Annotated in this window: 22 protein-coding genes; 15 read left to right on the forward strand and 7 right to left on the reverse strand. The window is 51.2% G+C overall.

Annotated elements, in window-relative coordinates; genetic code table 11:
• Positions 1-43 precede the first annotated feature (43 nt).
• Entirely contained in the window at positions 44-457 is a 414-nt protein-coding gene (locus tag QYE77_RS03635; protein ID WP_315623998.1) for a hypothetical protein, read from the reverse strand.
• A gap of 369 nt (positions 458-826) precedes the next feature.
• Between QYE77_RS03635 and QYE77_RS03640 the strand changes: the two genes are divergently transcribed.
• The 6 genes from QYE77_RS03640 (at position 827) to QYE77_RS03665 (ending at position 7,013) form a co-directional block, all read left to right on the forward strand.
• Complete coding sequence (locus tag QYE77_RS03640) at positions 827-1,993, forward strand: ABC transporter substrate-binding protein (RefSeq protein WP_315623999.1); 1,167 nt, start codon at positions 827-829, stop codon at positions 1,991-1,993.
• 98 nt (positions 1,994-2,091) lie between these two features.
• Positions 2,092-3,210: a branched-chain amino acid ABC transporter permease gene (locus QYE77_RS03645; RefSeq protein ID WP_315624000.1), complete on the forward strand. Its 1,119-nt coding sequence runs from the start codon at positions 2,092-2,094 to the stop codon at positions 3,208-3,210.
• 12 nt (positions 3,211-3,222) lie between these two features.
• Positions 3,223-4,581, forward strand: coding sequence for a branched-chain amino acid ABC transporter permease (locus tag QYE77_RS03650; RefSeq protein WP_315624001.1), 1,359 nt, complete (start codon positions 3,223-3,225; stop codon positions 4,579-4,581).
• Positions 4,582-4,593: 12 nt separating this feature from the next.
• The gene (locus QYE77_RS03655) at positions 4,594-5,397 is read left to right on the forward strand and encodes an ABC transporter ATP-binding protein (protein WP_315624002.1); all 804 of its coding nucleotides are present in this window, start codon (positions 4,594-4,596) and stop codon (positions 5,395-5,397) included.
• On the forward strand, positions 5,387-6,094 hold the full coding sequence (locus QYE77_RS03660) for an ABC transporter ATP-binding protein (RefSeq protein ID WP_315624003.1): 708 nt from the start codon (positions 5,387-5,389) through the stop codon (positions 6,092-6,094). Before QYE77_RS03655 ends, QYE77_RS03660 begins: the two co-directional genes overlap by 11 nt.
• A gap of 13 nt (positions 6,095-6,107) precedes the next feature.
• Positions 6,108-7,013 carry a radical SAM protein gene (locus tag QYE77_RS03665; RefSeq protein ID WP_315624004.1) on the forward strand — a complete coding sequence of 302 codons (906 nt, stop codon included), beginning with the start codon at positions 6,108-6,110 and terminating at the stop codon, positions 7,011-7,013.
• Positions 7,014-7,018: 5 nt separating this feature from the next.
• Here the strand turns inward: QYE77_RS03665 and glgX are convergent, their stop codons facing one another.
• Positions 7,019-9,103, reverse strand: a complete 2,085-nt coding sequence (glgX, locus tag QYE77_RS03670) for a glycogen debranching protein GlgX (protein WP_315624005.1) — start codon at positions 9,101-9,103, stop codon at positions 7,019-7,021.
• A 71-nt stretch (positions 9,104-9,174) separates the two neighbouring features.
• On the opposite strand from glgX, the gene QYE77_RS03675 reads away from it, so the two are divergent.
• The 9 genes from QYE77_RS03675 (at position 9,175) to QYE77_RS03715 (ending at position 18,534) form a co-directional block, all read left to right on the forward strand.
• A complete protein-coding gene (locus QYE77_RS03675; RefSeq protein WP_315624006.1) occupies positions 9,175-10,167 on the forward strand; it encodes an aldo/keto reductase in 993 nt (330 codons plus the stop codon).
• Between the two features lie 66 nt (positions 10,168-10,233).
• A complete protein-coding gene (locus tag QYE77_RS03680) occupies positions 10,234-12,099 on the forward strand; it encodes an HD domain-containing protein (protein WP_315624007.1) in 1,866 nt (621 codons plus the stop codon).
• A gap of 73 nt (positions 12,100-12,172) precedes the next feature.
• On the forward strand, positions 12,173-12,703 hold the full coding sequence (locus QYE77_RS03685) for an FKBP-type peptidyl-prolyl cis-trans isomerase (RefSeq protein ID WP_315624008.1): 531 nt from the start codon (positions 12,173-12,175) through the stop codon (positions 12,701-12,703).
• A gap of 123 nt (positions 12,704-12,826) precedes the next feature.
• Positions 12,827-13,375 (forward strand): dTDP-4-dehydrorhamnose 3,5-epimerase, encoded by a 549-nt coding sequence (gene rfbC, locus QYE77_RS03690; protein WP_315624009.1) that lies wholly within the window; start codon positions 12,827-12,829, stop codon positions 13,373-13,375.
• 21 nt (positions 13,376-13,396) lie between these two features.
• Complete coding sequence (rfbB, locus tag QYE77_RS03695) at positions 13,397-14,482, forward strand: dTDP-glucose 4,6-dehydratase (RefSeq protein ID WP_315624010.1); 1,086 nt, start codon at positions 13,397-13,399, stop codon at positions 14,480-14,482.
• Complete coding sequence (gene rfbA, locus QYE77_RS03700) at positions 14,479-15,354, forward strand: glucose-1-phosphate thymidylyltransferase RfbA (RefSeq protein WP_315624011.1); 876 nt, start codon at positions 14,479-14,481, stop codon at positions 15,352-15,354. Before rfbB ends, rfbA begins: the two co-directional genes overlap by 4 nt.
• A 2-nt stretch (positions 15,355-15,356) precedes the next feature.
• Positions 15,357-16,235 (forward strand): dTDP-4-dehydrorhamnose reductase, encoded by an 879-nt coding sequence (gene rfbD / locus QYE77_RS03705; RefSeq protein WP_315624012.1) that lies wholly within the window; start codon positions 15,357-15,359, stop codon positions 16,233-16,235.
• A 104-nt stretch (positions 16,236-16,339) separates the two neighbouring features.
• Positions 16,340-17,056: a YveK family protein gene (locus tag QYE77_RS03710; protein WP_315624013.1), complete on the forward strand. Its 717-nt coding sequence runs from the start codon at positions 16,340-16,342 to the stop codon at positions 17,054-17,056.
• Entirely contained in the window at positions 17,053-18,534 is a 1,482-nt protein-coding gene (locus QYE77_RS03715; RefSeq protein ID WP_315624014.1) for an O-antigen ligase family protein, read from the forward strand. Before QYE77_RS03710 ends, QYE77_RS03715 begins: the two co-directional genes overlap by 4 nt.
• Here the strand turns inward: QYE77_RS03715 and QYE77_RS03720 are convergent.
• The 5 genes from QYE77_RS03720 to QYE77_RS03740 are packed head-to-tail and all read right to left on the reverse strand — an operon-like array spanning position 18,516 to position 24,874.
• Positions 18,516-20,075, reverse strand: coding sequence for a hypothetical protein (locus QYE77_RS03720; protein WP_315624015.1), 1,560 nt, complete (start codon positions 20,073-20,075; stop codon positions 18,516-18,518). The two genes, QYE77_RS03715 and QYE77_RS03720, sit on opposite strands and share 19 nt — an antisense overlap.
• Before the next feature lie 30 nt (positions 20,076-20,105).
• Positions 20,106-21,233: a glycosyltransferase gene (locus QYE77_RS03725; RefSeq protein ID WP_315624016.1), complete on the reverse strand. Its 1,128-nt coding sequence runs from the start codon at positions 21,231-21,233 to the stop codon at positions 20,106-20,108.
• Entirely contained in the window at positions 21,214-22,581 is a 1,368-nt protein-coding gene (locus tag QYE77_RS03730) for a lipopolysaccharide biosynthesis protein (RefSeq protein ID WP_315624017.1), read from the reverse strand. Before QYE77_RS03730 ends, QYE77_RS03725 begins: the two co-directional genes overlap by 20 nt.
• Positions 22,578-23,555, reverse strand: a complete 978-nt coding sequence (locus QYE77_RS03735; RefSeq protein WP_315624018.1) for an SDR family NAD(P)-dependent oxidoreductase — start codon at positions 23,553-23,555, stop codon at positions 22,578-22,580. The genes QYE77_RS03730 and QYE77_RS03735 overlap by 4 nt, the downstream gene beginning before the upstream one ends.
• Complete coding sequence (locus QYE77_RS03740) at positions 23,552-24,874, reverse strand: nucleotide sugar dehydrogenase (RefSeq protein WP_315624019.1); 1,323 nt, start codon at positions 24,872-24,874, stop codon at positions 23,552-23,554. The genes QYE77_RS03735 and QYE77_RS03740 overlap by 4 nt, the downstream gene beginning before the upstream one ends.
• Position 24,875: the final 1 nt, after the last annotated feature.

Consider the following 24,875-nt stretch of genomic DNA (forward strand, 5'->3'; position numbering starts at 1 on the left):
GCGGGCGTTGGCCCGCGTCTTTTTATTCCCTACGCGAGGAAACTCACACTTCTTTCTGTTTTACACCCCCCAACATAACCATGCGCACCTCGGGCAAATCAGTATACCAGATCAAAAAGGCCGAGAGTAACATGGCAATGATGGTCATAAGCACGTAAGGGGCATTAAATACCTGAACGCCATTGACATTCACTGTGCCGCGAGAGAGCACTAGCATTAGCCGGCTAATGATATTGAAACCCTGCGAAAACGAAATCAGATACCACGGCCAAGGAGCAAGACTACGGCGCAGGATCTGAATCGCTCCGATTAGAGCCAAGACGGCTAGTACCACTGGCAACCACCATTCCTGCGAAGCAGGATCAAACGAGGCAGCAGGGTATAAAACCAATGGAACAACCTGAATGATCAAAAAGGTAACAATAACTCCCGGTTGAAAGAAGAACCTGGGTAACATGTTGGCTCTCCCTAATATAAAGATCAGTTTCTTGGGGGATAATGATTTTTGATATTAGTGCACAATCTTGCCTTTGTCAAGCAAAAGCGCTAAAATATTTTTATATTCTTCACAAGTTTATCCCTAAACTCTTGACAAATCCTAGAGGCTCACCTATTATTGTGCGCAATTAACCCCCTTGGGTTACAAGCAATCCCTTATATAATCATTTCATTCCAGCCCCTGTAAGTCTAAAAAATAAAGGCGTTGCACTAAAATTTTTTTGAGCCAAAGGAGGTGATTGGCTTACACTTAGTCAAGATGATTTTCCAATTCAACATCCCCAACCTCGTTGTACTTGCGATAAATCTAAAGCCATAGGAGGAGAGTATGCGCTCGGTTAAGTTTCTATCTATCGTTTTGCTATTGGCAGTTATCCTAACTGCCTGCGCCCCTGGGGGCGGTGGCGCAGCCCAGCCCAAGGAACTAAAAGTCGCCATTCTTGCACCCCTCTCAGGCCCAGTACCAACGTTTGGTGTCTCAACCCGCGATGGTGCTCTAATGGCTATTGATGAGTGGAATGCCAAAGGCGGTGTTTTAGGCATGAAGATCGTGCCCATCGTCGAGGATAGCCAATGCACCCCTGATCCAGCCGTCAACGCGGCGAACAAGGTGATTGACCAGGATGGCGTAAAATTCATCATCGGTGAAGTCTGCTCAAAAGCCTCTATCCCCGTCTCTGAAATTGCCAATGCCAAGGGTGTTATCCAAATTAGCCCCACCTCAACCAATGTCAATGTCACCGTTGACAGTCAGGGCAAGGTGAAACCCTACATCTTCCGCGCCTGCTTCATTGATCCCTTCCAGGGACAGGTCGGCGCGAAGTTCGCTTGGGAAAAACTGGGTGCCAAGAAGGCTTTCATCATGCTGGACCAGGCCAACGACTATGTGAAGGGCTTGGCTGAAGAGTTTGAAAAGGCCTTTACTGCCCTGGGCGGCGAGATTGTCGGCAAGGCTACCTACACCGCTAAAGATACGGACTTCTCCGCCATTCTGGCTCAGGTGGCCGAGGCAAAACCGGATGTGGTCTATCTACCTGATTACTACAACGTGGTTAACCTGGTCACCAAACAGGCTAAGGAAAAGGGAATCAACGTGCCCTTTGTTGGTGGCGATGGCTGGGATTCCGCCGATTTGGATCTGGCCGCAGCAGATGGTGGTTACTTCACCAACCACTACTCGCCGGATGATCCACGCCCCGAAGTTCAGAACTTCCGCAAGGCTTATGGCGAGAAATACAAGGATGAGAACGGCAATCCCAAGGTTCCCGATGCGCTCGCCGCGTTGGCCTATGATGCCACCAATCTGCTCCTAGAAGCGATCAATCAGGCTGGCACAACCGATACCGCCAAGGTGAAAGACACTTTGGAGAAGATTAAGTTTAACGGCGTCTCGGGCCAAATCACCTTCGATGCCAATCATAACCCGATCAAGTCCGCCGTAATCCTCGCCGTCAAGGATGGCGCTGTCAAGTTCGAAACGGTTGTCAATCCGTGAGTCACGTCTCTTAAGGCTACAGCAAAGCAGGGGGGCGCCATATTAAACTTGGTCGCCCCCCCGCATGCTGCAAGATTAGGAGTGGGAGCCCAGAACCTATGCAAAATGTGTCAACATCAACCCCGGTTGTTTATCATCGCCGACAACCTTTACTATGGGTTGGTAGAGGTTTCTTTGCCCTTTTAGGCCTCTTGGTTCTTTACATCCTCGGTGTCAATTTATTCAAAAACCCAACTCTGTTTGCCCAAATCTTTATCAGTGGGTTGCAATTAGGATTCGTCTATGCCATGATTGCCTTGGGTTACACCATGGTTTATGGTATTGTCAAATTGATCAACTTTGCCCACGGCGACGTTTTCATGGTTGGGGCTTTCACCAGTTTCTACGCAGTAGCCAAATATCGCTTGCACCAATGGCCTAATGCTGTCTTTCCAACCTTAGATCCTGGGCTTGGGGTTGTCATTGGTGCCATAACTGTGATCCTGCTTTCCATGGTTGTCTGCATGATCCTGGCCGTTACCATTGAACGCGTGGCTTACAAGCCCCTCCGCGATGCCCCTCGCATTTCGGCACTGATTACTGCCATTGGCGTTTCCTTCTTCCTGGAATTTTACGGAGCGTTAAACTTCGTTTTCTCGCCTCGTTTTATCCCCTACGAACGGCCATTTGAGGTTGTAGCCTGGTATATCAAAGATGGCATTCACCGCGTTTTACCTGGTCAACAAGCGCCGGAGAACAGTATTACATTCTCGAACATTTTCCTCATTATTATCGGGGTCTCCATTCTTATCCAACTCTTTTTACAATACCTGGTCCGCCGCACCAAAATCGGCATCGCGATGCGAGCCTGTTCTTACGATCGTCAGGCTGCCCGGTTAATGGGCATTGATGTGGATCGAGTCATCTCCTTCACCTTTGCGGTTGGGGCGGCCTTTGCTGGCGCCGGAGGTGTGCTCTATGCCATCGCATATAGCCTTATCTGGACCCAACTAGGCATCTTGCCGGGTCTGAAAGCCTTTGTTGCCGCCGTGCTAGGGGGTATTGGCAGCATTCCAGGGGCTTTCGTTGGGGCTTTGATCATGGGACAGGCCGAGGCAATGACCATGGGATATATCTCCACCCCAATGCGCGATGCCGTAGCCTTTACAATCTTGATTATCGTGCTCTTGCTTCGCCCAACCGGCATCTTCGGCGAACCCGAAAAAGAAAAAGCCTAAGGAGAACCCACTATGGAATTGGGATTTCTGCTCGGTTCCCTGGTCAAAATTATCGCCATCATGGCTTATCTATATGGGTTAATTTGGGTACTCGCCCGCCCCTCCATTTGGGTAAAAATTGCCGGCCTTGTGGGTGCATTTGCACTGGTACAACTAGCCCTAACCGATATTAACGGTTTTCGCCTTCTAAACAACTTCGACAACGGGTTGCTCTTTCAGGCTTGTGCCATGACCATGGTCGCTTTGGGACTGAACCTGATCTATGGGTTCAACGGCCAATTCAGTTTGGGACAGTGGGGTTTCTACGGCATCGGCGCCTACGCCGCCGCGGACATCACCTATCGCTGGATTAACGGCGATGCACGGGGGCTTTTGGTGTTGGGTTTTGGCTCCCTGTTGGGTACTCTGGTATTAATCGCCATCAATAAATGGCTCCAGCGATTCCGCGGTATCCCGGTACTCTCTTCTTTTACTCTTTACCTGATCGGTGCCCTCGTTACTGGCGCGGCTGCAGTATACCTGGGAAATCAATTGAACCCTCTGATCACCCCCCTATTAGGTACAGCGGGTGAGCCAGGCCCCCTCAATACCCCTGCAGCGCAACAGGTTATTTATTTCCTAGCGGTTATCCTGGCCGGCATCTTCGCGGCACAGATTTCCTTCCTTTTTGGTCTACCCGTACTAACCTTGGGAAGCGATTATTTTGGTATTGCCACCTTGGGATTCACCATTGTAGTTAACACCCTCATGGTTAACTCGGATACCATCTTGCCCTTCCCAGAGATGAAGGGGGGGCGCGGCATGATTGGTATTCCCAAACTCACTACCTGGTTCTCTGCCTTTTTCTTCATGATGCTGGTCATCATCATTATGCGTAATCTCATTCATTCCAGTACCGGGCGTTCTCTGGTTGCCGTGCGCGAAGACGAGGTGGCAGCCAAGGCGATGGGAATTGACGTCGCCGGGGCAAAACTATTTGCCTTTGTGGTGGGGAGTTTCTTCGCTGGCATAGGAGGTGCCGTTTACGCCCACTACATAGGTTTCCTTAGTCCGGGAACGTTCGATTTCCTGGCTGGCTTCAACCCCTTAATCATCGTGGTGTTCGGCGGTTTGGGAAGCATGACCGGCACCATCACAGCCACCTTTGGGTGGATCTTCTTCCTGGAAGGGATGTTGCGTGTGCTTCTGAGCCAAATGGGTACTGAAGCCCCTACGTGGCGCTTTGTGCTCTACCCGATCACCTTGCTCTTGCTAATGTTGATCCGCCCTCAAGGGCTGCTCGGTTCTGTGGAGTGGGGCTTTCTCAAAGGGCCAGGATTCACCCCCACCCCACGATCCCATCCCGAACCCGCTCATGAACGTGCGGCTTGAAAGGAGTAGCCCATGGAGATGAAGCCCAACGGAAGCAAACCTACTGTCCTTGAAATTCGCGGTCTCACCAAATTTTTTGGTGGATTGGCCGCCGTGCGTAATTTTGACCTGACCCTGAAACAGGGTGAATTGGTGGGATTAATCGGCCCCAACGGCGCCGGAAAGACAACGGTGTTCAATATGATCACCGGGCTATATGTACCCACCAGTGGGGAGATATTTTTTAATGGAATGAACATTGTTGGCTTGGAACCTCACGAAATCACCCGCATGGGTATCGCCCGCACCTTTCAAAATATTCGACTCTTTCCTAATCTGACTGTCCTGGATAACGTGCGGATTGCTTACCACCCCCATTGTGGTTATACACTGACCGATGGCCTCCTGCGCACTCCACGTTTTGGTGTGAGAGAAAAGGAACTGACCGAACAGGCTCTCGATTTTCTAAGCATCTTTCAATTGGATCGCATCCACAACGAAATTGCTAAAAACCTTCCCTATGGTGAACAGCGTCGGGTTGAAATTGCCCGTGCTCTAGCCTGCAATCCCAAACTCTTGCTCTTGGACGAACCGGCTGCAGGCATGAATCCGCGTGAAATCATCGAACTGATGGATTTAATCCATTTCATTCGCGAGCGATTTGACCTGACCATCTTGCTGATTGAACATCAAATGCGAGTGGTCATGGGAATTTGCGAGTGGATCACGGTCATGGATTTTGGTCAGGTGATTGCCCGGGGTACCCCCAAGGAGATCCAGGAAAATCCCTTGGTCATCGAGGCTTACCTAGGGAAAGGAGTCACCCATGTTGCTTGAAGTCCATAACCTCAACGTTTACTACGGGGCCATTCATGCCCTCCAGGGTATTTCCTTTCACGTTGACGAGGGTGAAATCGTTACGCTGATCGGCGCCAATGGAGCGGGAAAGTCCACCACCCTGCGCACCATCTCGGGCCTGCTCCGCACCCGCACCGGTTACATTCGCTACAAAGGGCACGATATTACTAACACCCCCGCCCAGGAAATCGTCAAAATGGGCATTAGCCATGTTCCTGAGGGGCGCAAGATTTTCGCTCCCCTTACGGTGCGTGAGAACCTGCTCATGGGTGCCTACACTCGAAACGATCCCAATGAGATTCAGCGTACCATGGAACGGGTCTTTACATCCTTTCCACGCTTGAAGGAACGCATAAATCAATTAGGGGGCACCCTTTCCGGTGGTGAGCAACAGATGTTGGCAATGGGTCGAGGCCTGATGAGTCGCCCCACCTTGCTGCTCCTGGATGAGCCATCCATGGGTCTCAGCCCCATTCTGGTAGAAGAAATTTTCCGCATCATTCAGGAAATCAATCAACAAGGTACCAGTATTCTCCTGGTAGAACAAAATGCTCACATGGCACTTTCCATTGCACACCGCGCTTACGTGCTCGAGACCGGGCGCATTGTGCTCTCAGGCGCGGCTAAAGAGGTCGCCGAAAATCCAATGGTCAAGGCAGCGTACTTAGGCGTCTAATCTTCCTGCGCCAATGGCGTTCCAACCCGCTTATCTTAATCTCTTGGCAAGCGGTGAACTCAAACGGCGGGTTGAACTCGCCTACGCCCATCTAGAAGCCTGTGATTTGTGCGCTTGGGCTTGTGGCGTCAACCGCCGCGCAGGGCGATTAGGCGTCTGCCGCACGGGTGAAAAAGCTAAAGTCAGCAGTTATGGACCCCATTTTGGGGAAGAAGCCCCTCTGCGCGGTTGGCGCGGCTCTGGCACCATCTTTTTCACACGGTGTAACTTGCGTTGTCAGTACTGCCAAAATTACGAAATCAGCCAAACTGACGAAGGACAAGAGGTCGAGCCTGAGGAATTGGCCGAGATCATGCTTCGGCTCCAACATCTGGGCTGCCATAACATCAACCTAGTTTCTCCTAGCCATGTAGTGGCTCAAATCCTGGCTGCAGTTCTTATTGCCGCTCAAGCCGGGCTACGCCTTCCTTTGGTTTATAACACCGGCGGCTACGATTCAATGGAAAGTTTACGCTTGCTCGATGGGATCATTGATATTTATATGCCGGATATGAAATACGCTGATCCCGAAATTGCCAAACGTTATTCACGCATCCCCCACTATCCACAGGTCAATCAAGCAGCCGTGCGTGAGATGCATCGGCAAGTGGGTGATTTGCAACTAGATGCAAATGGGATCGCAGTGCGCGGTTTGCTAGTTCGCCATTTGGTTTTGCCCAACAATCTCGCTGGCACTGAGCAAATCGTCCGCTTTCTGGCCCAAGAAATATCGCCCAACACCTATCTTAACATTATGGATCAATACTATCCAACCTATCGAGCCCATCTATACCCCGAGATCAACCGCCGCATCACAGCAGAAGAATACCGACAGGCTGTGGAAGCCGCCCATCGTGCCGGATTGCACCGGCTAGATTGATGGATCTAATGCCCAGATTTATGCACCGGCAAAGCCACAAGGATAAGGCTACTGCGCCCTTCCAACGAATAGGTTGGGGATACAACAGGTGGTGATTGATGCAGGTCACAGATATCCTCAGGGCTGGCAAGGCTGGTATCTACGAACCGATGCCAGCGCTGATCGGAAGGTAACCAGGGCAATTCAAAGGTTAGTGCTTCCCAATAGGCGTTGAATGCCACATAAACATGTTCGCCTGCTTCGGGTAAACACAGTTCCAACGCCAAGGCATGTGAAATCTCACGCCAATCCGGTTGATTGCGCTTGACCCCATGCCAGGCAAGACGCGGGGTGTTTTCACCTGGCTTGCGTGCCCAGAACGATTCCTCACGAAACATATGATAAGATTGCGTAAAAGCCACCAGCATTTGCACAAAGCGCCATAAACCTCGCTCTCGTTCCAGAAGTTGCCAATCCAACCAGGATATTTCGTTATCCTGACAATAGGCATTATTATTGCCACGTTGGGAGCGCCGCACCTCATCCCCCATCAAAAGCATTGGCGTACCTTGAGCAATCAGCAACGCAACCAGAAAATTACGAATCTGCCGCTGACGTAAGCGCTCCACCTGGGGATCATCGGTAGGGCCTTCAACTCCGCAATTCCATGAGAAGTTTTCCTCAATGCCATCCCGGTTGTCTTCCAAATTGGCTTCGTTATGCTTGTGGTTATATGAGACCAAATCATTCAGGGTAAATCCATCATGGCAGGTGACGAAGTTGATGCTGCGATTAGGTTCGCGATCGGGTTGGCGGAATAGATCCGGACTACCTATGAGACGATTGGCAAAATCCCAAATCGTTCGCTCATCTCCTCGCATAAAGCGGCGCACATCGTCGCGAAAGCGCCCATTCCATTCCGCCCAACGGTGTCCAATGAACGTACCGACTTGATAAAGTCCTGTCGCATCCCAAGCCTCGGCAATGATCTTGGTGCCCGCGAGGACGGGGTCAGTTTCGATTTCCCACAAAATGGGGGGATTCTTGAGCAATTGTCCATCTTCGTCCCGCGCCATAACCGAGGCTAAATCAAAGCGAAATCCGTCTATGTGCATCACCTGCACCCAATAACGCAAAGCATCCAAAATCAGCCGCCGCACAATCGAATTATTGGTATTGAGGGTATTCCCACAACCGCTAAAATTCAGATACTGCGAGGGGTCATGAGGATCAAGCATATAGTAAATACTGTTTTCCAGTCCTTTTAATCCGAATACTGGCCCACGATGATCACCTTCAGCAGTATGATTGAAGACCACATCCAAGATAACCTCAATCCCTGCATGGTGCAGTGCTTTAACCATATCCCGGAATTCATCCACCGGGCCCAGGACATCTTTACGTGAACTATACCCTCGGTGAGGAGCAAAAAAGGCCACCGGGCTATAACCCCAATAGTTCGTCAACCCGGGGGGTGCATCTTGCTCATCGAACTGTTGTACCGGCATTAGTTCTACTGCGGTGATCCCTAGCGACTTTAGATAGGGGATCTTTTCAATCAATCCCGCATACGTCCCACGCTTTTCCACCGCCACGCCGGATGATGGATGGCGGGTAAAGCCACCGACATGAAGTTCGTAAATCACTGTCTGAGCGTAGGGCAAGCGTAAGTGTTGATCGCCTTCCCAATTGTAGCCGCGGGGATCCATCACCGCGCACTTTAGCATGTGGCCCCAATCCCCGCCGGGTTGTAATGCGGCCTCACGGCGGTAATGTTCGGTATTAACAATCACCCGGGCATAGGGATCTAACAGCAACTTGTTGGGGTCAAAGCGATGGCCGCGCTCAGGATTGTGGGGGCCAAATACTCGATAGGCGTAGATCTGGCCGGGTCCGATCCCATGCACATAGACATGCCAATAGGCAAACGTGCGATGTTCCTGGGGATCCAACCGAATCACGTGCGAGGGTTCAGCATCCTCGGGGTTGTCAAAGAGCAAAAGGTCTACCGCAGTGCTGTTCATCGAAAAGAGCGAGAAATTAACCCCTCCATCGTGAATCGTCGCTCCCAAGGGATAACTTTGCCCGCGGTGAATTTTTATCTCAGACATCATAACTCTCCCGCTTAGATGAAAAGGATTAAAATGAAGCAATCATCTATTTGTTCCTGGGAGTTAAAGCCATGGAATACCGCTTTCTGGGTAAGACCGGAATTAAGGTTTCAAAGTTGTGCTTCGGCACAATGACCTTTGGCAACGAGGCGGATGAAGCAACATCTGTCGCGATATATCGGCGCTGCCGAGATGTCGGCATCAATTTCTTCGATTCAGCAAACATTTACGCTGGCGGTCAATCTGAGGTCATTCTTGGTCGCCTGATCGCGGGTCATCGTGATGAGGTGATTATAACCAGTAAAGCCTTCTTTCCAACCGGACCCGATGTAAACGCCCGCGGTGCCTCACGCCGCCACTTGCGCCTCGCGGTTGAAGCCAGCCTCAAACGCCTCAATACTGATTATATTGACATTTACTACATCCACCACTTTGATGACGTCACCGCCCTCGAAGAAACCCTGCACGGTTTGGAAGACCTTGTGCGCCAGGGCAAAATTATTTTCCCGGCAGTGAGCAACTTCGCCGCCTGGCAGATTGAAAAAGCCTTGGGCATTGCTGAACGCCGCGGCTGGACACCATTGGCCTGCATCCAACCCATGTATAACCTGGTCAAACGCCAAGCCGAGGTGGAGATTCTGCCCATGGCTCAAGCCGAGGGTTTGGGCGTGGTGCCCTACAGTCCTCTCGGAGGCGGTTTGTTAAGTGGCAAATATGGGACTGATCGCCAGCCCGAAAAGGGACGTCTGGTCGAAAATCCCATGTATCGCACTCGCTATGGGGAAGCCTGGATGTATGACGTTGCAGAACGCTTCACCCAATTCGCCCAAGCCCACGGGTATGAGCCGGCCGCACTAGCCGTTGCCTGGGTTGCCAGCCACCCCGCAGTAACTGCGCCGATCATTGGTGCCCGGAATCTTGATCAGTTGGAGGGGGTGTTAAAAGCCCTGGACATCCACATGACCCCTGACCTGCGCGAACAAATTGCATCCCTTTCACCCACTCCACCCCCCGCTACAGATCGTTCGGAGGAGCGCACGGCTTATTCTATGGTTTCGCGTTAATGCCACAATCTTGGCATAAGGGTTATAAAGACGTTAAAATTGGTTTGAAATGTTAAAAAACACGTTATGGTTGCTAAGGTCACTATAACCCCGGTCAAAGATATTCGTCCCCGGTTGGAAGATGAATTTGCGCCGGGAGAGTTTATCCCGCGCACCCCGGCTATTGCCGAAGCCTATGCATGGGGACAAGAACTCCATAAAGGCCAATATCGCCTGAGCGGCGAGCCCTATTTTGAAACCCATTGCGTGTGGGTAGCAGGGTTCTTGGATAAACTTATTGGCCGCGAAGCCTGGACTATCGCTGCTTTGCTTCACGATGCGGTGGAAGACCAGGGCGAAACATTAGACGCCATCCGGGAACGCTTTCCCGGCCCGCTTGGCGAAGAAGTGGCGTACATTGTAGATGGGGTAACTAAAATCAGCAATCCCCGAGATGGACGGACGCGGGAGATTGAAACTCTCCGTAAACTGGCCCAATTTCGCGACCCCGGCGTTTACCTAGTCAAATTGGCCGATAAAAGCCACAATCTTCTAACGCTCCATCATATGCCAGAACACAAGCGCCAGCAAAAGGCTTTAGAGGTGATTCGCGCCTACGGCAAACTGGCGGGCATTTTAAATTGTTATCGCTGGCGGCGGTGGCTTGAAGATCTGGCTTTCCCGTATGCCGATCCCGAAACCTATGCGTTTGTAAAGGAAAAGATTGACGCCGATCCCCGCCTAGATCTCTCATTTATCCATCCTATGATGGAACAACTCGGCAACCTCATGGAAGACAGCGGGATCGGCGGAAGCGTGGAATTGACCGTTAATGGATACTGGCAAACCTGGCAAAAGTTGCGCCGAATGGCGCGGGCACGCCGAGCCTCTATGGATTCTTTCATGGCTGTCAATGATCTGGTCTCGTTCCGGTTGGTAGTAGAAAGTCAGGATGAGTCACAATGCTATCAACTATTGCCCAAAGTCAACCGCTTTCTCGGCCCTTATCTAGACCAGAATCGCTTCGATGACTACATCGCCTGTCCTCAGAATGGCTACCGTGCGCTTCAGATCACGGCCTGGCTGCCCGACTTGGGCGCCATCGAAGTGGCTATCGCGACGCGAGAGATGGAGGAAGAAAACCATTGGGGCGTCGTCTATGCGTTGAAACAGGGCAAAGATATCAGCCATTACCGCCCGATTGAAATTTTCACCCCTAGTGGAAGCGCGCGCTTCTTGCCTGAGGGTTCCACCGTTCTGGATGCTATTGCGTCTATCCAACAGGAATTTCTTCTGGATAAAATCAGCGCTGTTAAAGTCAACGGCAATCTTGCCCGCCTCTCAGACCATATTCAACCGGGCGACATCGTCGAAGTGATCACCGGTAACAACCGCCTGTCGCCTTCCGAAGAATGGTTGGCCTTTAGCAACCCATCCACCGCACGCCTGTTACGTGGCGTGCTGGTGACCGAGGCGCTTAAACGTAGCGCCGAGAAAGGGCGTCAAATTGCCAAGCAATTGCTCAAAGAACGAGGATTATTGGCTCTTGAGGACGTGCAAGCCTTAGAGCCGACGCGGGTGGATAATTTGCTGGAACAGCTTGCCTGTGCCAGTTTAGAGGATTTCTACGCTGCTCTCGGTAGCGGCGCTATTCGGCTGCAAGAAGTATCACAAACCCTGGATCGTGTTGGAATCACTAATGATACACTCCAATGGACCACAATTCAATTACTGGGCAGTGCACAAGCCAATCGTCCAGGCACACTAGCCCGTTTAGCCAGCCTTGTTTCTCAGGCTGGCGGGAATATCTTACGTTCGGTCAACAACACGTTGCCCGATGGTCGGTTCTCGTTGCGCTTGGTGGTAAGTAATTTATCCCCTGAACATTGTGAACTGCTCTACCAAGCGTACCTTAAATGTGGAATTGAATTAGAGGTAGTAGAAATTACTTGAAGGATGAGATTAATGGTATAATTTACAAAATTCATGCCCCTCAAATGCATGAAATCTAGAACGGAGTAAAAAGTTGAATCCTACACCCAAACCCACCCAAATCGCCGATGACGTTGTCGTTTCTCTGGCATATACTCTCAGCGTCAACGGTACCGTTGTGGACTCTTCCGACGAGTCCAATCCGGTTGTCTTCCTACAAGGCTACGGTAATATCATCCCTGGTCTCGAACGCGAACTGTACGGCTTGCAGGTTGGGGACGAGAAGCACATCGTAGTGCAGCCCCGCGACGGCTACGGCGAGGTAGATCCCGACGCCATTATGCGCATTCCTAAGGAAGAATTTCCTCCCCAAATCCCCCTGGTCTCGGGGGTGGAGTTGGAAGTGCGTGACATGGAAGGGAATATTCTCCATGCCACGATTGTTGGCGTGGACGAGGAAGCCGTTACTCTTGATTTCAATCATCCCCTTGCCGGCCAGGAACTGGTCTTTGACGTTAAGGTCGTTGACCTGCGCGAGGCAACTGAGGAAGAACTACGTCACGGCCACGTTCACGAAGCGGATATGGAAGAAGAGGAATTCCTCCCCGGTGACGAGGAGGAATAACTCTTATCTCTTGGACCGCACAAGCCGCTACGGGAAACCAGTAGCGGCTTTCTGTTTACCAGGAGCAATTGCAATTTTGGTATAATCCTATCGCACAATAACAGCATCGAGAATTCATCCAACATGCGCTTCTTACCCACTTCGATTCCCGACGTCATTGTCATTGAGCCCCAGGTCTTCAGCGACACGCGCGGCTTTTTTATGGAAGTATTCCAAGCGCAGAAGTTTGCTTCAGCCGGATTGCCCACTCACTTTGTACAAGATAATCACTCGGGATCGCGCCAGGGTATTCTGCGTGGTTTGCATTACCAGATTCAAAACCCACAGGGCAAATTAGTCAGAGCAGTCGTAGGCACAATTTTTGATGTCGCTGTTGACCTTCGTAAAAGTTCCCCCACTTTTGGTAAATGGGTGGGGGTGATTCTTTCGGCTGAGAACCACCTTCAACTTTGGATCCCGGTTGGCTTTGCCCACGGCTTTTACGTCCTGAGCGAATGGGCTGAGGTCCACTACAAGACCACCGACTTCTACAACCCTCTGGGTGAGCGTACGTTACGCTGGGATGATCCTCAGATTAACATTGCGTGGCCACTCATTGACCATCAGCCTCCCTTGCTTTCCGACAAAGATGCGCAGGGGAAGTTTCTTTCCGAAGCCGATCTTTTTGACTAACCTGGAGAGGCAAAGATAGCAATGCAACGAGTACTGGTGACAGGCGGTGCCGGATTTATTGGCTCAAACTTCGTGCGTTACCTTTTACATCACGAGCCTGAGGTGCAAATTATCAACCTCGATCTTCTGACCTATGCCGGCAGTTTGGAGAATCTGTGCGATTTGCCGGATGAGCATAGGCATATCTTCATCCGTGGCGATATCTGCGATTCCGATCTGGTCTACCACTTATTTATCCAATATGAGATAGACACCGTTGTGCATTTTGCCGCCGAATCGCATGTAGATCGCTCAATTCTCGGTCCGGCTCAATTTATCCAGACCAACATTGTTGGCACGTTTACACTGCTGGAAGCCGCACGCAGAGCATGGATAGAGGATAAGATTGTTCCCTTGGAACGGTGCCGCTTCCATCACGTCTCTACAGACGAGGTTTTCGGTTCCCTTGAGCCCCACGATCCCCCTTTCCGTGAGACGAACCCCTACGCTCCGAACTCTCCATATGCCGCCTCTAAAGCATCCAGCGATCATCTCGTGCGCGCCTACGCTCACACCTATGGGTTACCGGTAACCATCACCAACTGCTCCAATAATTATGGTCCTTACCAGTTTCCGGAGAAACTAATCCCTCTAATGATCCTGAACGCCCTACAAGGGAAGCCTTTGCCTGTCTATGGAGATGGACAGCAGATTCGCGACTGGCTTTACGTAGAGGATCATTGCGATGCTATTCACCGCGTCCTGCGACAAGGAAAACCGGGCGAAACCTATAATGTCGGTGGTAATAATCAACCCACAAATTTACACATTGTTCACACGATTTGTGATCTACTGGACGATCTACGTCCCGAATCCCCCTACCGACCTCACCGCAATCTGATTCGTTTTGTTGCCGACCGGCCTGGTCACGACCGTCGCTACGCAATGGATATCCGTAAAATTCAGCATGAACTTGGCTGGCAGCCTCGTGAAACACTGGAAAGCGGGTTACGCAAGACAGTGCTTTGGTATCTAAATCATCTCGATTGGGTATCTGCCATCCTCAAACGGCCTGATTTCCAAGCCTGGCTAGAGAACAATTATGCTTCCCGAGGAGTAAAACCATGAAAGGGATCATTTTGGCCGGGGGTAAAGGCACCCGCCTTTATCCAATCACACGAGCCATTAGCAAACAGATCCTCCCAGTCTACAACAAGCCAATGATCTATTACCCTCTTTCCATGCTGATGCTAGCAGGGATTCGTGACATTCTGATTATCAGTACACCTCAGGATCTGCCTCTTTTTGAACGCTTGCTCGACAGCGGGGCACAATGGGGGTTGCGCTTTCAGTATGCCGAACAGCCCGAACCGCGCGGTTTAGCCGAGGCTTTTTTGATTGGACGTTCATTTATCGCTGGTGAACCTTGTGCGCTTATCCTCGGCGACAACATTTTCTACGGGCGCGGGCTGGCTCGTCTGCTCCAAAGTGCGGCTCAGGTGCAAGAAGGTGCGGTCATCTTCGCCTACCCGGTCAATGATCCTACACGTTATGGCGTCGTGGAAATTGACAAGGACGGACGTGCCTTGAGCATTGAGGAAAAACCCAAAAAACCGCGCTCCAACCTGGCTGTGCCGGGCATCTATTTTTATGACCATCATGTTGTAGAGTATGCTGAAACCCTTCAGCCTTCTGCGCGTGGTGAACTTGAGATCACCGATCTGAACCGCATTTATCTAGAAAAGGGTCAACTTAAGGTTGAAGTCCTGGGACGTGGCATTGCTTGGCTAGATGCCGGGACTCACGAAGCATTGCTTCAAGCCAGTAACTTTGTCCAAACTGTTGAAGAACGCCAAGGGCTAATGATCTCCTGCCCCGAGGAAATTGCCTATCGCATGGGGTATATCACCGCAGAGCAACTTCGCGAACAAGCCCAAACCATGGCAAACAATGGCTATGGAGCCTATCTGCTCCGACTCCTTGAAGAGTCACCTTGGTAAGCATGCGCATCTTGCTTCTTGGACACTTAGGACAACTGGGATGGGAAGCCCGCCGAGCCCTGGCCTGCCTGGGCGAGATCGTTGCGTTGGATTATCCCCAAATTGATCTTAGCCAGCCGCAAACCCTGCCCACTCTGATTCGAGATATCAAGCCCTCAGTTATCTATAATGCCACTGCTTACACTGCGGTGGATAGAGCCGAGCAGGAATCTCATCTCGCCAAGCAAATCAACGCCATTGCCCCTGGCGTGTTAGCCGAATGTGCCCGAGAGGTACGCGCTGTACTGATCCACTTTTCAACGGATTATGTCTTTGACGGCACGAAAGGCAGCCCATACGTTGAGGACGACATCCCTCATCCTCTCAATACCTATGGAATGACCAAATGGATGGGGGAGCAGGCTATCCAAGACATCAATGATGTTTACTTAATCTTCAGAACGAGTTGGGTTTATAGTTTGCGCCGAGACAGTTTCGTCACCAAGGTTCTGGAATGGAGCCGTAAACAAGAAACGTTGCGCATCGTGGATGACCAAATTAGCAACCCCACTTGGGCGCGGATGCTGGCCGAGATTACTGCGAACCTGTTAGCCAACTACCGCGAAGATCCCTATGCTCAACTCCAAGACAAGCGTGGTCTCTACCACCTGGCTGGTGATGGCTGGGCAAGCCGGTTTGATTGGGCACAAGCCATTTTGAAATTAGATCCACAGCCGGAGCAACGCGCAACACGCCACCTTTTGCCGGCTAAAACCTCCGAGTTTCCAACCCCCGCAACTCGGCCTCTGTTTTCGGCTTTAAACTGTGAGCGTTTTAAACACACTTTTCATCTCAGCCTGCCCCCTTGGCAAGACGCCTTAACCCTGGCTTTGCAACCATAAAACAAGCCGCTATGCATCCTTCTTCATCCTACGAAGATCGCCTCCTATTTTCCTCCCGGCAAGAACTGCAGCGAGTACTTCACTGGTGGTGGATTATTTTTTTAATGGCACTGTTAGGCGCGTTATGCGGTTGGATCATTCACGCCTATATACCCCCAGTTTATGAAGCACAGGCGGTTTTCAGCGCCACAATTGACTATACGCAAACCGGTATGATGACTCAGTTCGAGCAGGATCAAGCGCTTAACGCCGTTGGCCACTTAATCGCCTCAGGTGAGGTACTTGACCGGGTGGTGTCCCAAAGTCGAACAAAGGGTATGAGTCTAACCGTGGCAGAGTTGCGGCGTATGGGTACCGTGGAGCGCCAAGTAGACGCCTTTATTCTTCGCCTGCGCACCGTGAATGCTGAACGGGCGGCTTACCTCGCCAACCTATGGGCCGGCGAGGCCAACGCCCTAATTAATGACGCACAAGCCCACGCTCTCCAAGCGGCACACCTGGCGCGTTACCTGCAGTCATTAGAAAGTTGCCTCCAACGCTCTCTCGTCATCCCTCCAGCGCCCACCTTGTGCTACCAGCGATCCCCCACAGAGATTCAAAACCTGATCACTGAGACTTCCAAGCAACTTCAGGCCGAGCGCCAAGCCAGCCGAAATCTTTTCCCTGGGCTTCTAATTCAGTGGGTTGAGGAAGCCACCCCACCCACCCAACCTACGCAATTCGGGCGCAATGACTTAATGCTAGCCGGTGCACTCATCGGCTTGCTTGTGGGTATTATTTCGGTTGAAGTCCTGCCCCCGTTTCGCCGCATAACATCATGAAAGCAAAACTTTTTTTCATTTATCAAGGGTTGCAATTTGGTCTTTGGGGAGCAGTGGGGCTGCTGCTTCCATTAACCAGTTTTCCCTGGATTACACAGCGGTTTAATATCCATTCTGTTGCTCCCGCCGCGGCTCTTCCTCTGGGACTATTAATTCTGGTCTGGTTTCTTCCCTACACAATTACATCGGTAGGACGTTTGCCGCGCCAGGCCATTCCGTTACTGGTGTTCATTTTCATCGCTCTCCTTTCCTCCCTACTCTCAATCACACTTCCCCTGCCTCCCTTCCGTTCTCCCAATGTATGGGGTAACATTCGCGAAGCGCTGCTAACTTTAGGGGTGGGCGTTGCATTCTATCTCTTAACCGCCACCTGGTTCAACACATCTAAACGCATCGAATTCCTACTTCAAACCATTCAAATCGGCGGAATCGTCATAATCCTCTGGTCGTTCGTGCAGGCTTTTTTCTGGTACACCCAAAAGGGCTATCCAGCCTGGATGTTCGCCATTCAATCCCACCTAACCTCTAACGGACGCCTGTTTGAACAGCGCGTTACCGGTTTGGCATTTGAGCCTTCCTGGTTAGCACACCAATTAAACCTGTTGTACTTGCCCCTTTGGTTAGCCGCCACCCTCAAACGCTGGTCTGCGTTTCGCTTCCGCATCGTCGGCTTAAGTGTAGAAAACCTCTGTCTCCTCGCTGGCGGCGCAGTTCTGTTTCTTTCCTTTTCTCGTGTGGGCTGGCTCGCTTTTTTGTGCGCTCTGGCTTATGTGATTCTCCGTGCTAACCTGGTACTAATCCGCTGGCTACGGGATCAACTTCAAAAACGCCTCCATCTAAATCTGGCGCGTTGGGTTATGGGTCAAGCTATTCCCATTGGAATGGGTATTTTGTTGATCGGTATTTATATCGGCCTCTTTTTCAGTGCTGGTTACGTATTGAGCCGACTTGATCCGCGTATGCGCGACCTCTTTCGTTTTGAGTTCCTGCGCACCGAAGGTCTGGCCGGTTACGCCAATCGGCTAGTTTTTGCCGAACGCTTAGTATATTGGCAAACCGGATACCGCATTTTTTCCGATTACCCCTGGCTCGGGGTCGGATTGGGCAATGCCGGCTATTTCTTCCCTCAAAAAATGGTTGCTTTCGGTTGGGCATTAACGGAAGTACAAGATCTGATGTTTCGCCAGACTTTCATTCCCAACACGAAGAGTCTATGGGTGCGCTTGCTGGCTGAAACTGGAATTGTTGGCTTTGCCGTATTCATCACTTGGCTTTATGTCCTTTGGGTTACCGGACGCTCTCTCTCACATGCCTCTTCTGGATTACAACGCACACTAGGTTGGGCACTCTGGTTGGGCTTGATTGCATTACTGGTAGAAGGTTTCAGCGTGGATACGTTTGCACTGCCCTATTTTTGGACGCTATTTGGAATCGCCACTGCAGCTTCAACCTTGAAGCCTCAACTTTCTGGCGGTTGATCCTCTAACGAATCTACCCGCTTCGCCTGACGCCGATCCCACCACCAGCCCCCTATTAAAATCAAACTCGCTAAACTCACTATAGCACCGACCATTACCCAGAAAGGCAGACGGGGAAGCACACGATACGTACGACTGACATACCACTCAGTAAAAAAGATCAGTCCCATACCCTCGACGGTCAGCCATCGCCCCAACCAGGGATCACGCGCTCCTCGCGCCAAGTAATAAACCCAAGCCACAGTTAACGCAAACGTTGGGAGCAGCATGGCACGGTAGCGTGGGTTGTCCCACAAGTCGCCCCCAGCCCGCAAGGAAGCAAGAATCGTCCAACCCCAAGCCAATCCAATTAACCATAGAAGCACGAATCGCCACGAATGCTCCCGAACATGCCTTAATGCCCATGGCGCATAGAAAAGAAATGGCAATACAGCGTACCACCCCAGTGCTCGTAAGGTGCTAATCGCATTCCAAACGGGGAGCGAGGGGTCAAATATTGCTCCGGGTAAGACCGGTTGAAATACGCCATAAGCCACGATAAATGGGAGTTCAAGAAATGTGGGCAATTCTCCCAATAACTTCTGAACCCAGCCCGAGCCGCGTTGGGTCAAGTAGGCATCCCATAACGCTACCCGTTCCAACCATCCGCCAAAAGCAACCAGCCCGAGGATCACCAGAACCCCAAGTCCTATACCGACCCACTGCCAACCCCGCTTTACCTTGAGCCGGGCAAGATAAAAGATCAAACCTCCGCTAAGAAGAACCAACAGCCAGACCCCTGCAGCCAACCAAGAAAAAACCCCCATCACCCCCAACGCCAACAGCCCACCACCGATGCGTGTTTGTAGCCTACTTTCCTGATCCCACAACGCCCATAGGATCACGCTTCCAAAAGCAATGAGAAAAGGATCACGCATCTGAGAAGCCGCCAGAAACAACGCCTCGGGATAAAAAGCCAAGATCATAACCGCCAGATGGCGACTGCGCTGAAAAACCTCCCTTTTTAATGCCCGTGCCAAAAAGGGGAGTCCAATAACACCTGCCCAAGCCGTCAGGATCAGAATAAGCCAGGGGCGGTGTTGCTCTGGGCTCAGGTAACGGTACACCAAAGCACTTACAGCCAACATCCCACCATATTGATCGGAAACATACCGCCCACCCAAGGCTGAGAGGACGGGCTCAGAAGAGGTTGCTAGCGCCCATGCCTCTTGATCGCGCCTGAAGGCATCATAGTAGAGATACCCCAGGTTCTGTTGAGGAGTATCGTAACCCCAATGGGGCAAGCCCAACGTAAGCCCAACCCCAAGCATTAACCGCACCAAGAAAGCGGCTATGATAACTCGACCCAACCACCGTTCGCGCCCGCTCCAGCGCCACAACCCATAAAATGTTCCCCCCGCCAGGCAAAATAATAGAGAGGACGCTAAAAAGCCTTGAACATCGAGACCACCAGTCATCACCCAGGTGGTGATCCCCCCCAAACAAACCCCCAAACCGATTATTCCTAAGACATTGAAAAGGAGCGTAGACTTTGATGTCACCAGAGACTTCCCTCCATGCCGCGGTTCGGGTCATAACGCCCAATTCGCCAGAATGCGCTGCGCCCGCGCGACCCAAGTATAACGTTCGGCATCCACGCGCGCCTGTTGACCTAACACCCCGCACACATCCGGGTGGCAATAGAGGTCATCCAGGGCTCTCGTCCAGGCTTCCACATCCTCCGGCGGGCAGAAACGCGCATTCCCATCATTCAAGACCTCATGCAAAACTGGCAAATCACTGGTGAGTATAGCCCGCCCACAAGCCAGATACTCAAACATTTTCATCGGACTGCAAATATCGGCAGAGTTACCCCCACTGCTACCAGCCACGGCGCGCTCATAAGGCATCAGCAGCACCTCGCCAGCGGCCTGATAAAGGGGTAAAACCCGATTTTCGACAAAACCCGTTAACATCACATTGGTTAAGCCCTGTTGGCGTACTTCATTGCGCCAATAGGTCACTGCTTCATCACGTCCACCCACCCACAAGAATTGGATTTGGGGAAGGTTGCGCGCCACTGCCATTAAGAGCCCCATTCCACGCCCGGGATAAAAGTGCCCGCTGTAAACCGCGGTGAACTGTTCCTTCAATCCCAGCCTCCGCCGGGCTTCCGACGGATCAGGCAGTCCCTGATAACGTTCTAAATCAACTCCGTTGGGAGCAATCACAACCTGGTCTTCCTGTAAGTTAAGCCCAAATTCCTCCCGCAGAACCCGATAAAGTGCTTGGGTGATGATCGCAAAACGTTTTTTTCCATCACGATTAACCACCCACCGCAAAAGTTGTGGGCCGATTCGTCCGCTGGGGCGGTCGTGAAGTTCTAGAACCAGAGGAATACCCGCTTGCAAAGCCATAAATCCGATTTGAGGCAACCAAGTATAAACGATATCCGCCTTCCAACCCTGTGCCCGCTTCCATGCACGATAAACAAAATCATAGCGTTTGAGCCATGGCCGGCTTGGTATCCACTCCACCTCAAAAGAATGATTCAAACCGTAATGTGCCGCCAGTTTTGACCAGGGAGTGGAACTTTCGCCGGGTATCCACAATTTAACCACATGACCGGTCTGTACTAAAGCCTGGCACATTTTCATCACCTGAATGCTATTAGCCGTGCTCGAGGGGATCTGGGACGTGCTAAAGCAGGCGATGCGCATTCACCACCTCACCATGATCTCGTTCCAATTGGGAGAGATCGCGTATTCCACGCCAGATTATCATACTCACCGAAAGGATGAAATAACTGCTTAGAAGCAAGGCCAGCGAGAGAACTCCATAGCGTTTTACCAAAACAAACATAAGTAGAGTTTTCAATATTCCAACCACCAGAGTTATCATCAACGGATCATTTGGCTTACCCAGTGCTAATAACAATGGACGATTCCAATAAAAAATATTCGCAAAGCCATAACCGATTAGGAGCGCTAGGATCAGGGGAAAAGCCGGCAGGTAGGCACCATCCTTAAACCAGGATAAAAACCACGGCCCCACCAAAACAAGCCCCACCCCAACGGCTGTGGTCCAGCCCAATGCAATCAAACTAGTGCGTCGCAATAGAGAACGCAAGGTTTTCCACATCCGCTGAGTGACTGCCCGCGTGATCTCGGGGTAAGTGGTTTGGATGAACGGAAGGATGGGCAACATGAGCACATTCATTAACGCCAGGGCAAATTTATAATATCCTGCTTCCAGACTGCTCAAAAAAAGGCCCGCCCACAATACTTCATTATCCCGAATGAGCATGTTCACCGTGCCACTTAAGTTTGTGCTCAGGGCAAAACGCCCAAGAGCCGCTTTTTCAGGTACACGCTGCATGGGGGCCCGCCACCACACCGGCCCAAGGATCCTGGCCGCAGATTGCCACCCCAAAATCATCATGGCCAGACCAAAAACCATCTTGCCGGCGAGGTAAGCCAGCATAACTTCAAATACCCCCCATTTCATTATAAATGCCAGTGTAATCCCGGCTGCAGTGGTAATGTTTTGCACTAATGTGATAATCGCTTGAGCACGAAAGCGTCCCCCAATTTGTAGCAGTGCCGTTGAGGTCTCGGTAAAGAGATTGCCCAACAGCGCCAATCCATATAAGGGAATCCAGGGTTGGGCAATGGGATCTTTGATAAACCAACGTATAGCGAGGGGCGAAAGCAAGACCAGCAACAAAAAAGCCAGAATTGAACTGACCCCTTCTGTCAACGCGGCTAACTTTACCACTCCCGCGGCCAGGTCTCTGCGTTCCTGAGCCAGGTACTGATTGACGTATTTGATGACCGGTTCACCCATGCGAAAAGACAGCAAACGATTCACATTGGACGCAAAGGTGATCACCAACCCCAATACCCCATAAGATTGCGGCCCGAGTAAGTAAGCAGCTAATAAACCCTGATAAAGGCTCAGTCCTAGGCTAAGGGTGTTTGCGCTGAAAAGATAACCGGTATTACGGACCACCCGCCGCAGCAAGCGGTCTTCTTTCCAACTCGCCCACATGTAGGCAAAACGTTTCATACCGTTTGGATTTGGCTGGCCCATGACCGTTCGGCCAGGTACCATTGAACCAAACGGTTCAGGCCTTCTTCCAATGAAATTTTGGGCTCCCACCCCAACAGGTTGCGCGCCTTGGTAATATCGGCCCAGGTTGCCGGCATATCCACCGCCTGGGGAGGGTGATATTCGATCTGTGCCGGTTTCCCGAGAGCCTTTTCTAGAATCGTGATGGCTTCCCGCATGGTATGGGGTTGATCACTGCCCAGGTTGATGACCTCATAACCCATGGGCTTCAAACCCAAAAGCGTACCATGAGCAATATCATCCACATAGGTAAAATCGCGCGAGAAACTACCATCGCCATATAAATGCAGAGGACGCCCCTCGGCAATCCATTGGCAAAAGCGAAACAGGCTCATATCCGGGCGACCTGCCGGTCCATAAACCGTAAAATAGCGGAAAACCGTCACATCCAAGCCATAGAGATGGTGATAAGTGTAACAAAGTGTTTCCGCTGCCTTCTTGCTGGCAGCATACGGCGAGAGGGGATGACTGGTATCCGCATCCTCACGAAAAGGCATGGGATTCATCACCCCATATAAACTGGACGTTGAGGCAAGCACAAATTTCACTACCCCAAATCGGCGACTTGCCTCGAGCAAGTTCAGCGTTCCGGTGACATTGGTTTCAAAATAAACCCATGGATCACTTACACTATAGGGCACACCCGCTCGGGCAGCCAGGTTAATCACGGCATCAAAGGGAACAAAACGCGTAAACACCTCGTCTAGCGCTTCGCGGTCACGTATATCCAGGTGCAAGAAGTGAAAGTTGGCCCTTTTCTTTAACCGTTCTAATCTCCAGTTCTTTAAGCGTACATCGTAGGCATCGTTAAGGTTATCTATCCCGACAACCTCCACTCCTTTTTCAAGCAACAGTTCCCCTACTCTGGCTCCAATGAAGCCAGCCGCTCCGGTTAACAAATACCGTTTCATAAACGGACCACCTTAGGATGATTCCGCCCCAATTTTCCCAATGCATTACGCGTATCCACGATCAATTTGGCCGCCTCAAGGATGGCAGGATAGTCATAACGACTATGGTTGGTGACAATGACTACACAGTCCGCCTCACGGACAGCCGTCATCAAGTCCGGCACCGATTCCAGGTTGATTTCCTCATGCTGAATTACCGGAATGTAAGGGTCATGATAAGAGACTTGCGCACCTTTCTCACGCAAGAGGTGGATGACGTCTAAAGCGGGCGATTCACGCAAATCGTCAATATCGGCCTTATAGGCAGCTCCCAAGACCAGAATCTTGCTCCCCTTTACCGGCTTGCCGTGCTGATTAAGCGCATCCTGTATTTTACCCACCACAAAACGCGGCATGTTGGTGTTGATTTCTGAGGCCAGATCAATAAACCGAGCCGTATATTTGACCGACCGCAACTTCCAGGAAAGGTAGAGTGGGTCAATGGGAATACAATGTCCTCCTAAACCTGGCCCCGGGGTAAATTTCATAAAACCAAAGGGTTTGGTCGCTGCGGCTTCGATCACTTCCCACACATCAATCTTAAGACGATCACACATGATGGCCAATTCATTTACCAGGCCAATATTGATCATTCGAAAGGTGTTTTCAAGCAACTTGGTCATCTCAGCGACCTCAGTTGAAGACACCGGCACAACCGTTTGGATTGCCTGTTGATACCACGCCGTCGAAACCTCACAGCACGCTGCTGTAATCCCACCGATAACTTTGGGAGTATTATAGGTCGTCCAATCCTTACGTCCCGGATCTACCCGTTCAGGCGAGAACGCCAGGAAGAAATCTCTTCCCACCTCTAAACCGCTTTTCTCCGTTAATATCGGAAGTACCAACTCGCGCGTTGTTCCCGGATACGTACTGGACTCCAGGACAATCACCATGCCCGGGTGCAGATAAGGCGCCAGGCTCTCTGCCGCACTGACAATATATGAAAGATCAGGGTCTCCTGTTTTGCGCAATGGTGTTGGCACACAAATGGAAACCGCATCAATCTCACGCAATACTGCATAATCCGTTGTGCCCCGTAGACGCCCTTGATCCACCAAGGCGCGCACTTGCTCAGAGGAAACGTCTAAAATGTAACTTTCCCCTCGGTTTAACGCCTCCATTTTGGAGGTTATGGGATCAATACCGGTCACATCAAAACCGGCTTCGGCAAAAACCACCGCCAGAGGGAGACCCACATACCCCATACCGACGACAGCCACTTTTGCCTGACGAGCGGTTAATTTCTCAATCAATTCACCCCGATAATCGCGTTTCATA

Origin of the sequence: Thermanaerothrix solaris, from assembly GCF_032334255.1 — a bacterium.
Taxonomy (GTDB): domain Bacteria; phylum Chloroflexota; class Anaerolineae; order Anaerolineales; family Anaerolineaceae; genus Thermanaerothrix; species Thermanaerothrix solaris.

Bases quoted from the DNA above. Each gene is read 5' to 3' on its own strand.
- QYE77_RS03660 (WP_315624003.1), top strand. From the start codon at position 5,387: ATGTTGCTTGAAGTCCATAACCTCAACGTTTACTACGGGGCCATTCAT.
- QYE77_RS03715 (WP_315624014.1), top strand. From the start codon at position 17,053: ATGAAAGCAAAACTTTTTTTCATTTATCAAGGGTTGCAATTTGGTCTT.
- QYE77_RS03645 (WP_315624000.1), top strand. From the start codon at position 2,092: ATGCAAAATGTGTCAACATCAACCCCGGTTGTTTATCATCGCCGACAA.
- rfbB (WP_315624010.1), top strand. From the start codon at position 13,397: ATGCAACGAGTACTGGTGACAGGCGGTGCCGGATTTATTGGCTCAAAC.
- QYE77_RS03665 (WP_315624004.1), top strand. From the start codon at position 6,108: ATGGCGTTCCAACCCGCTTATCTTAATCTCTTGGCAAGCGGTGAACTC.
- QYE77_RS03655 (WP_315624002.1), top strand. From the start codon at position 4,594: ATGGAGATGAAGCCCAACGGAAGCAAACCTACTGTCCTTGAAATTCGC.
- QYE77_RS03730 (WP_315624017.1), bottom strand. From the start codon at position 22,581: ATGAAACGTTTTGCCTACATGTGGGCGAGTTGGAAAGAAGACCGCTTG.
- QYE77_RS03710 (WP_315624013.1), top strand. From the start codon at position 16,340: ATGGCACTGTTAGGCGCGTTATGCGGTTGGATCATTCACGCCTATATA.
- QYE77_RS03725 (WP_315624016.1), bottom strand. From the start codon at position 21,233: ATGCGCATCGCCTGCTTTAGCACGTCCCAGATCCCCTCGAGCACGGCT.
- QYE77_RS03735 (WP_315624018.1), bottom strand. From the start codon at position 23,555: ATGAAACGGTATTTGTTAACCGGAGCGGCTGGCTTCATTGGAGCCAGA.
- rfbA (WP_315624011.1), top strand. From the start codon at position 14,479: ATGAAAGGGATCATTTTGGCCGGGGGTAAAGGCACCCGCCTTTATCCA.
- rfbC (WP_315624009.1), top strand. From the start codon at position 12,827: ATGCGCTTCTTACCCACTTCGATTCCCGACGTCATTGTCATTGAGCCC.
- QYE77_RS03650 (WP_315624001.1), top strand. From the start codon at position 3,223: ATGGAATTGGGATTTCTGCTCGGTTCCCTGGTCAAAATTATCGCCATC.
- rfbD (WP_315624012.1), top strand. From the start codon at position 15,357: ATGCGCATCTTGCTTCTTGGACACTTAGGACAACTGGGATGGGAAGCC.
- QYE77_RS03680 (WP_315624007.1), top strand. From the start codon at position 10,234: ATGGTTGCTAAGGTCACTATAACCCCGGTCAAAGATATTCGTCCCCGG.
- glgX (WP_315624005.1), bottom strand. From the start codon at position 9,103: ATGTCTGAGATAAAAATTCACCGCGGGCAAAGTTATCCCTTGGGAGCG.
- QYE77_RS03740 (WP_315624019.1), bottom strand. From the start codon at position 24,874: ATGAAACGCGATTATCGGGGTGAATTGATTGAGAAATTAACCGCTCGT.
- QYE77_RS03675 (WP_315624006.1), top strand. From the start codon at position 9,175: ATGGAATACCGCTTTCTGGGTAAGACCGGAATTAAGGTTTCAAAGTTG.
- QYE77_RS03640 (WP_315623999.1), top strand. From the start codon at position 827: ATGCGCTCGGTTAAGTTTCTATCTATCGTTTTGCTATTGGCAGTTATC.
- QYE77_RS03635 (WP_315623998.1), bottom strand. From the start codon at position 457: ATGTTACCCAGGTTCTTCTTTCAACCGGGAGTTATTGTTACCTTTTTG.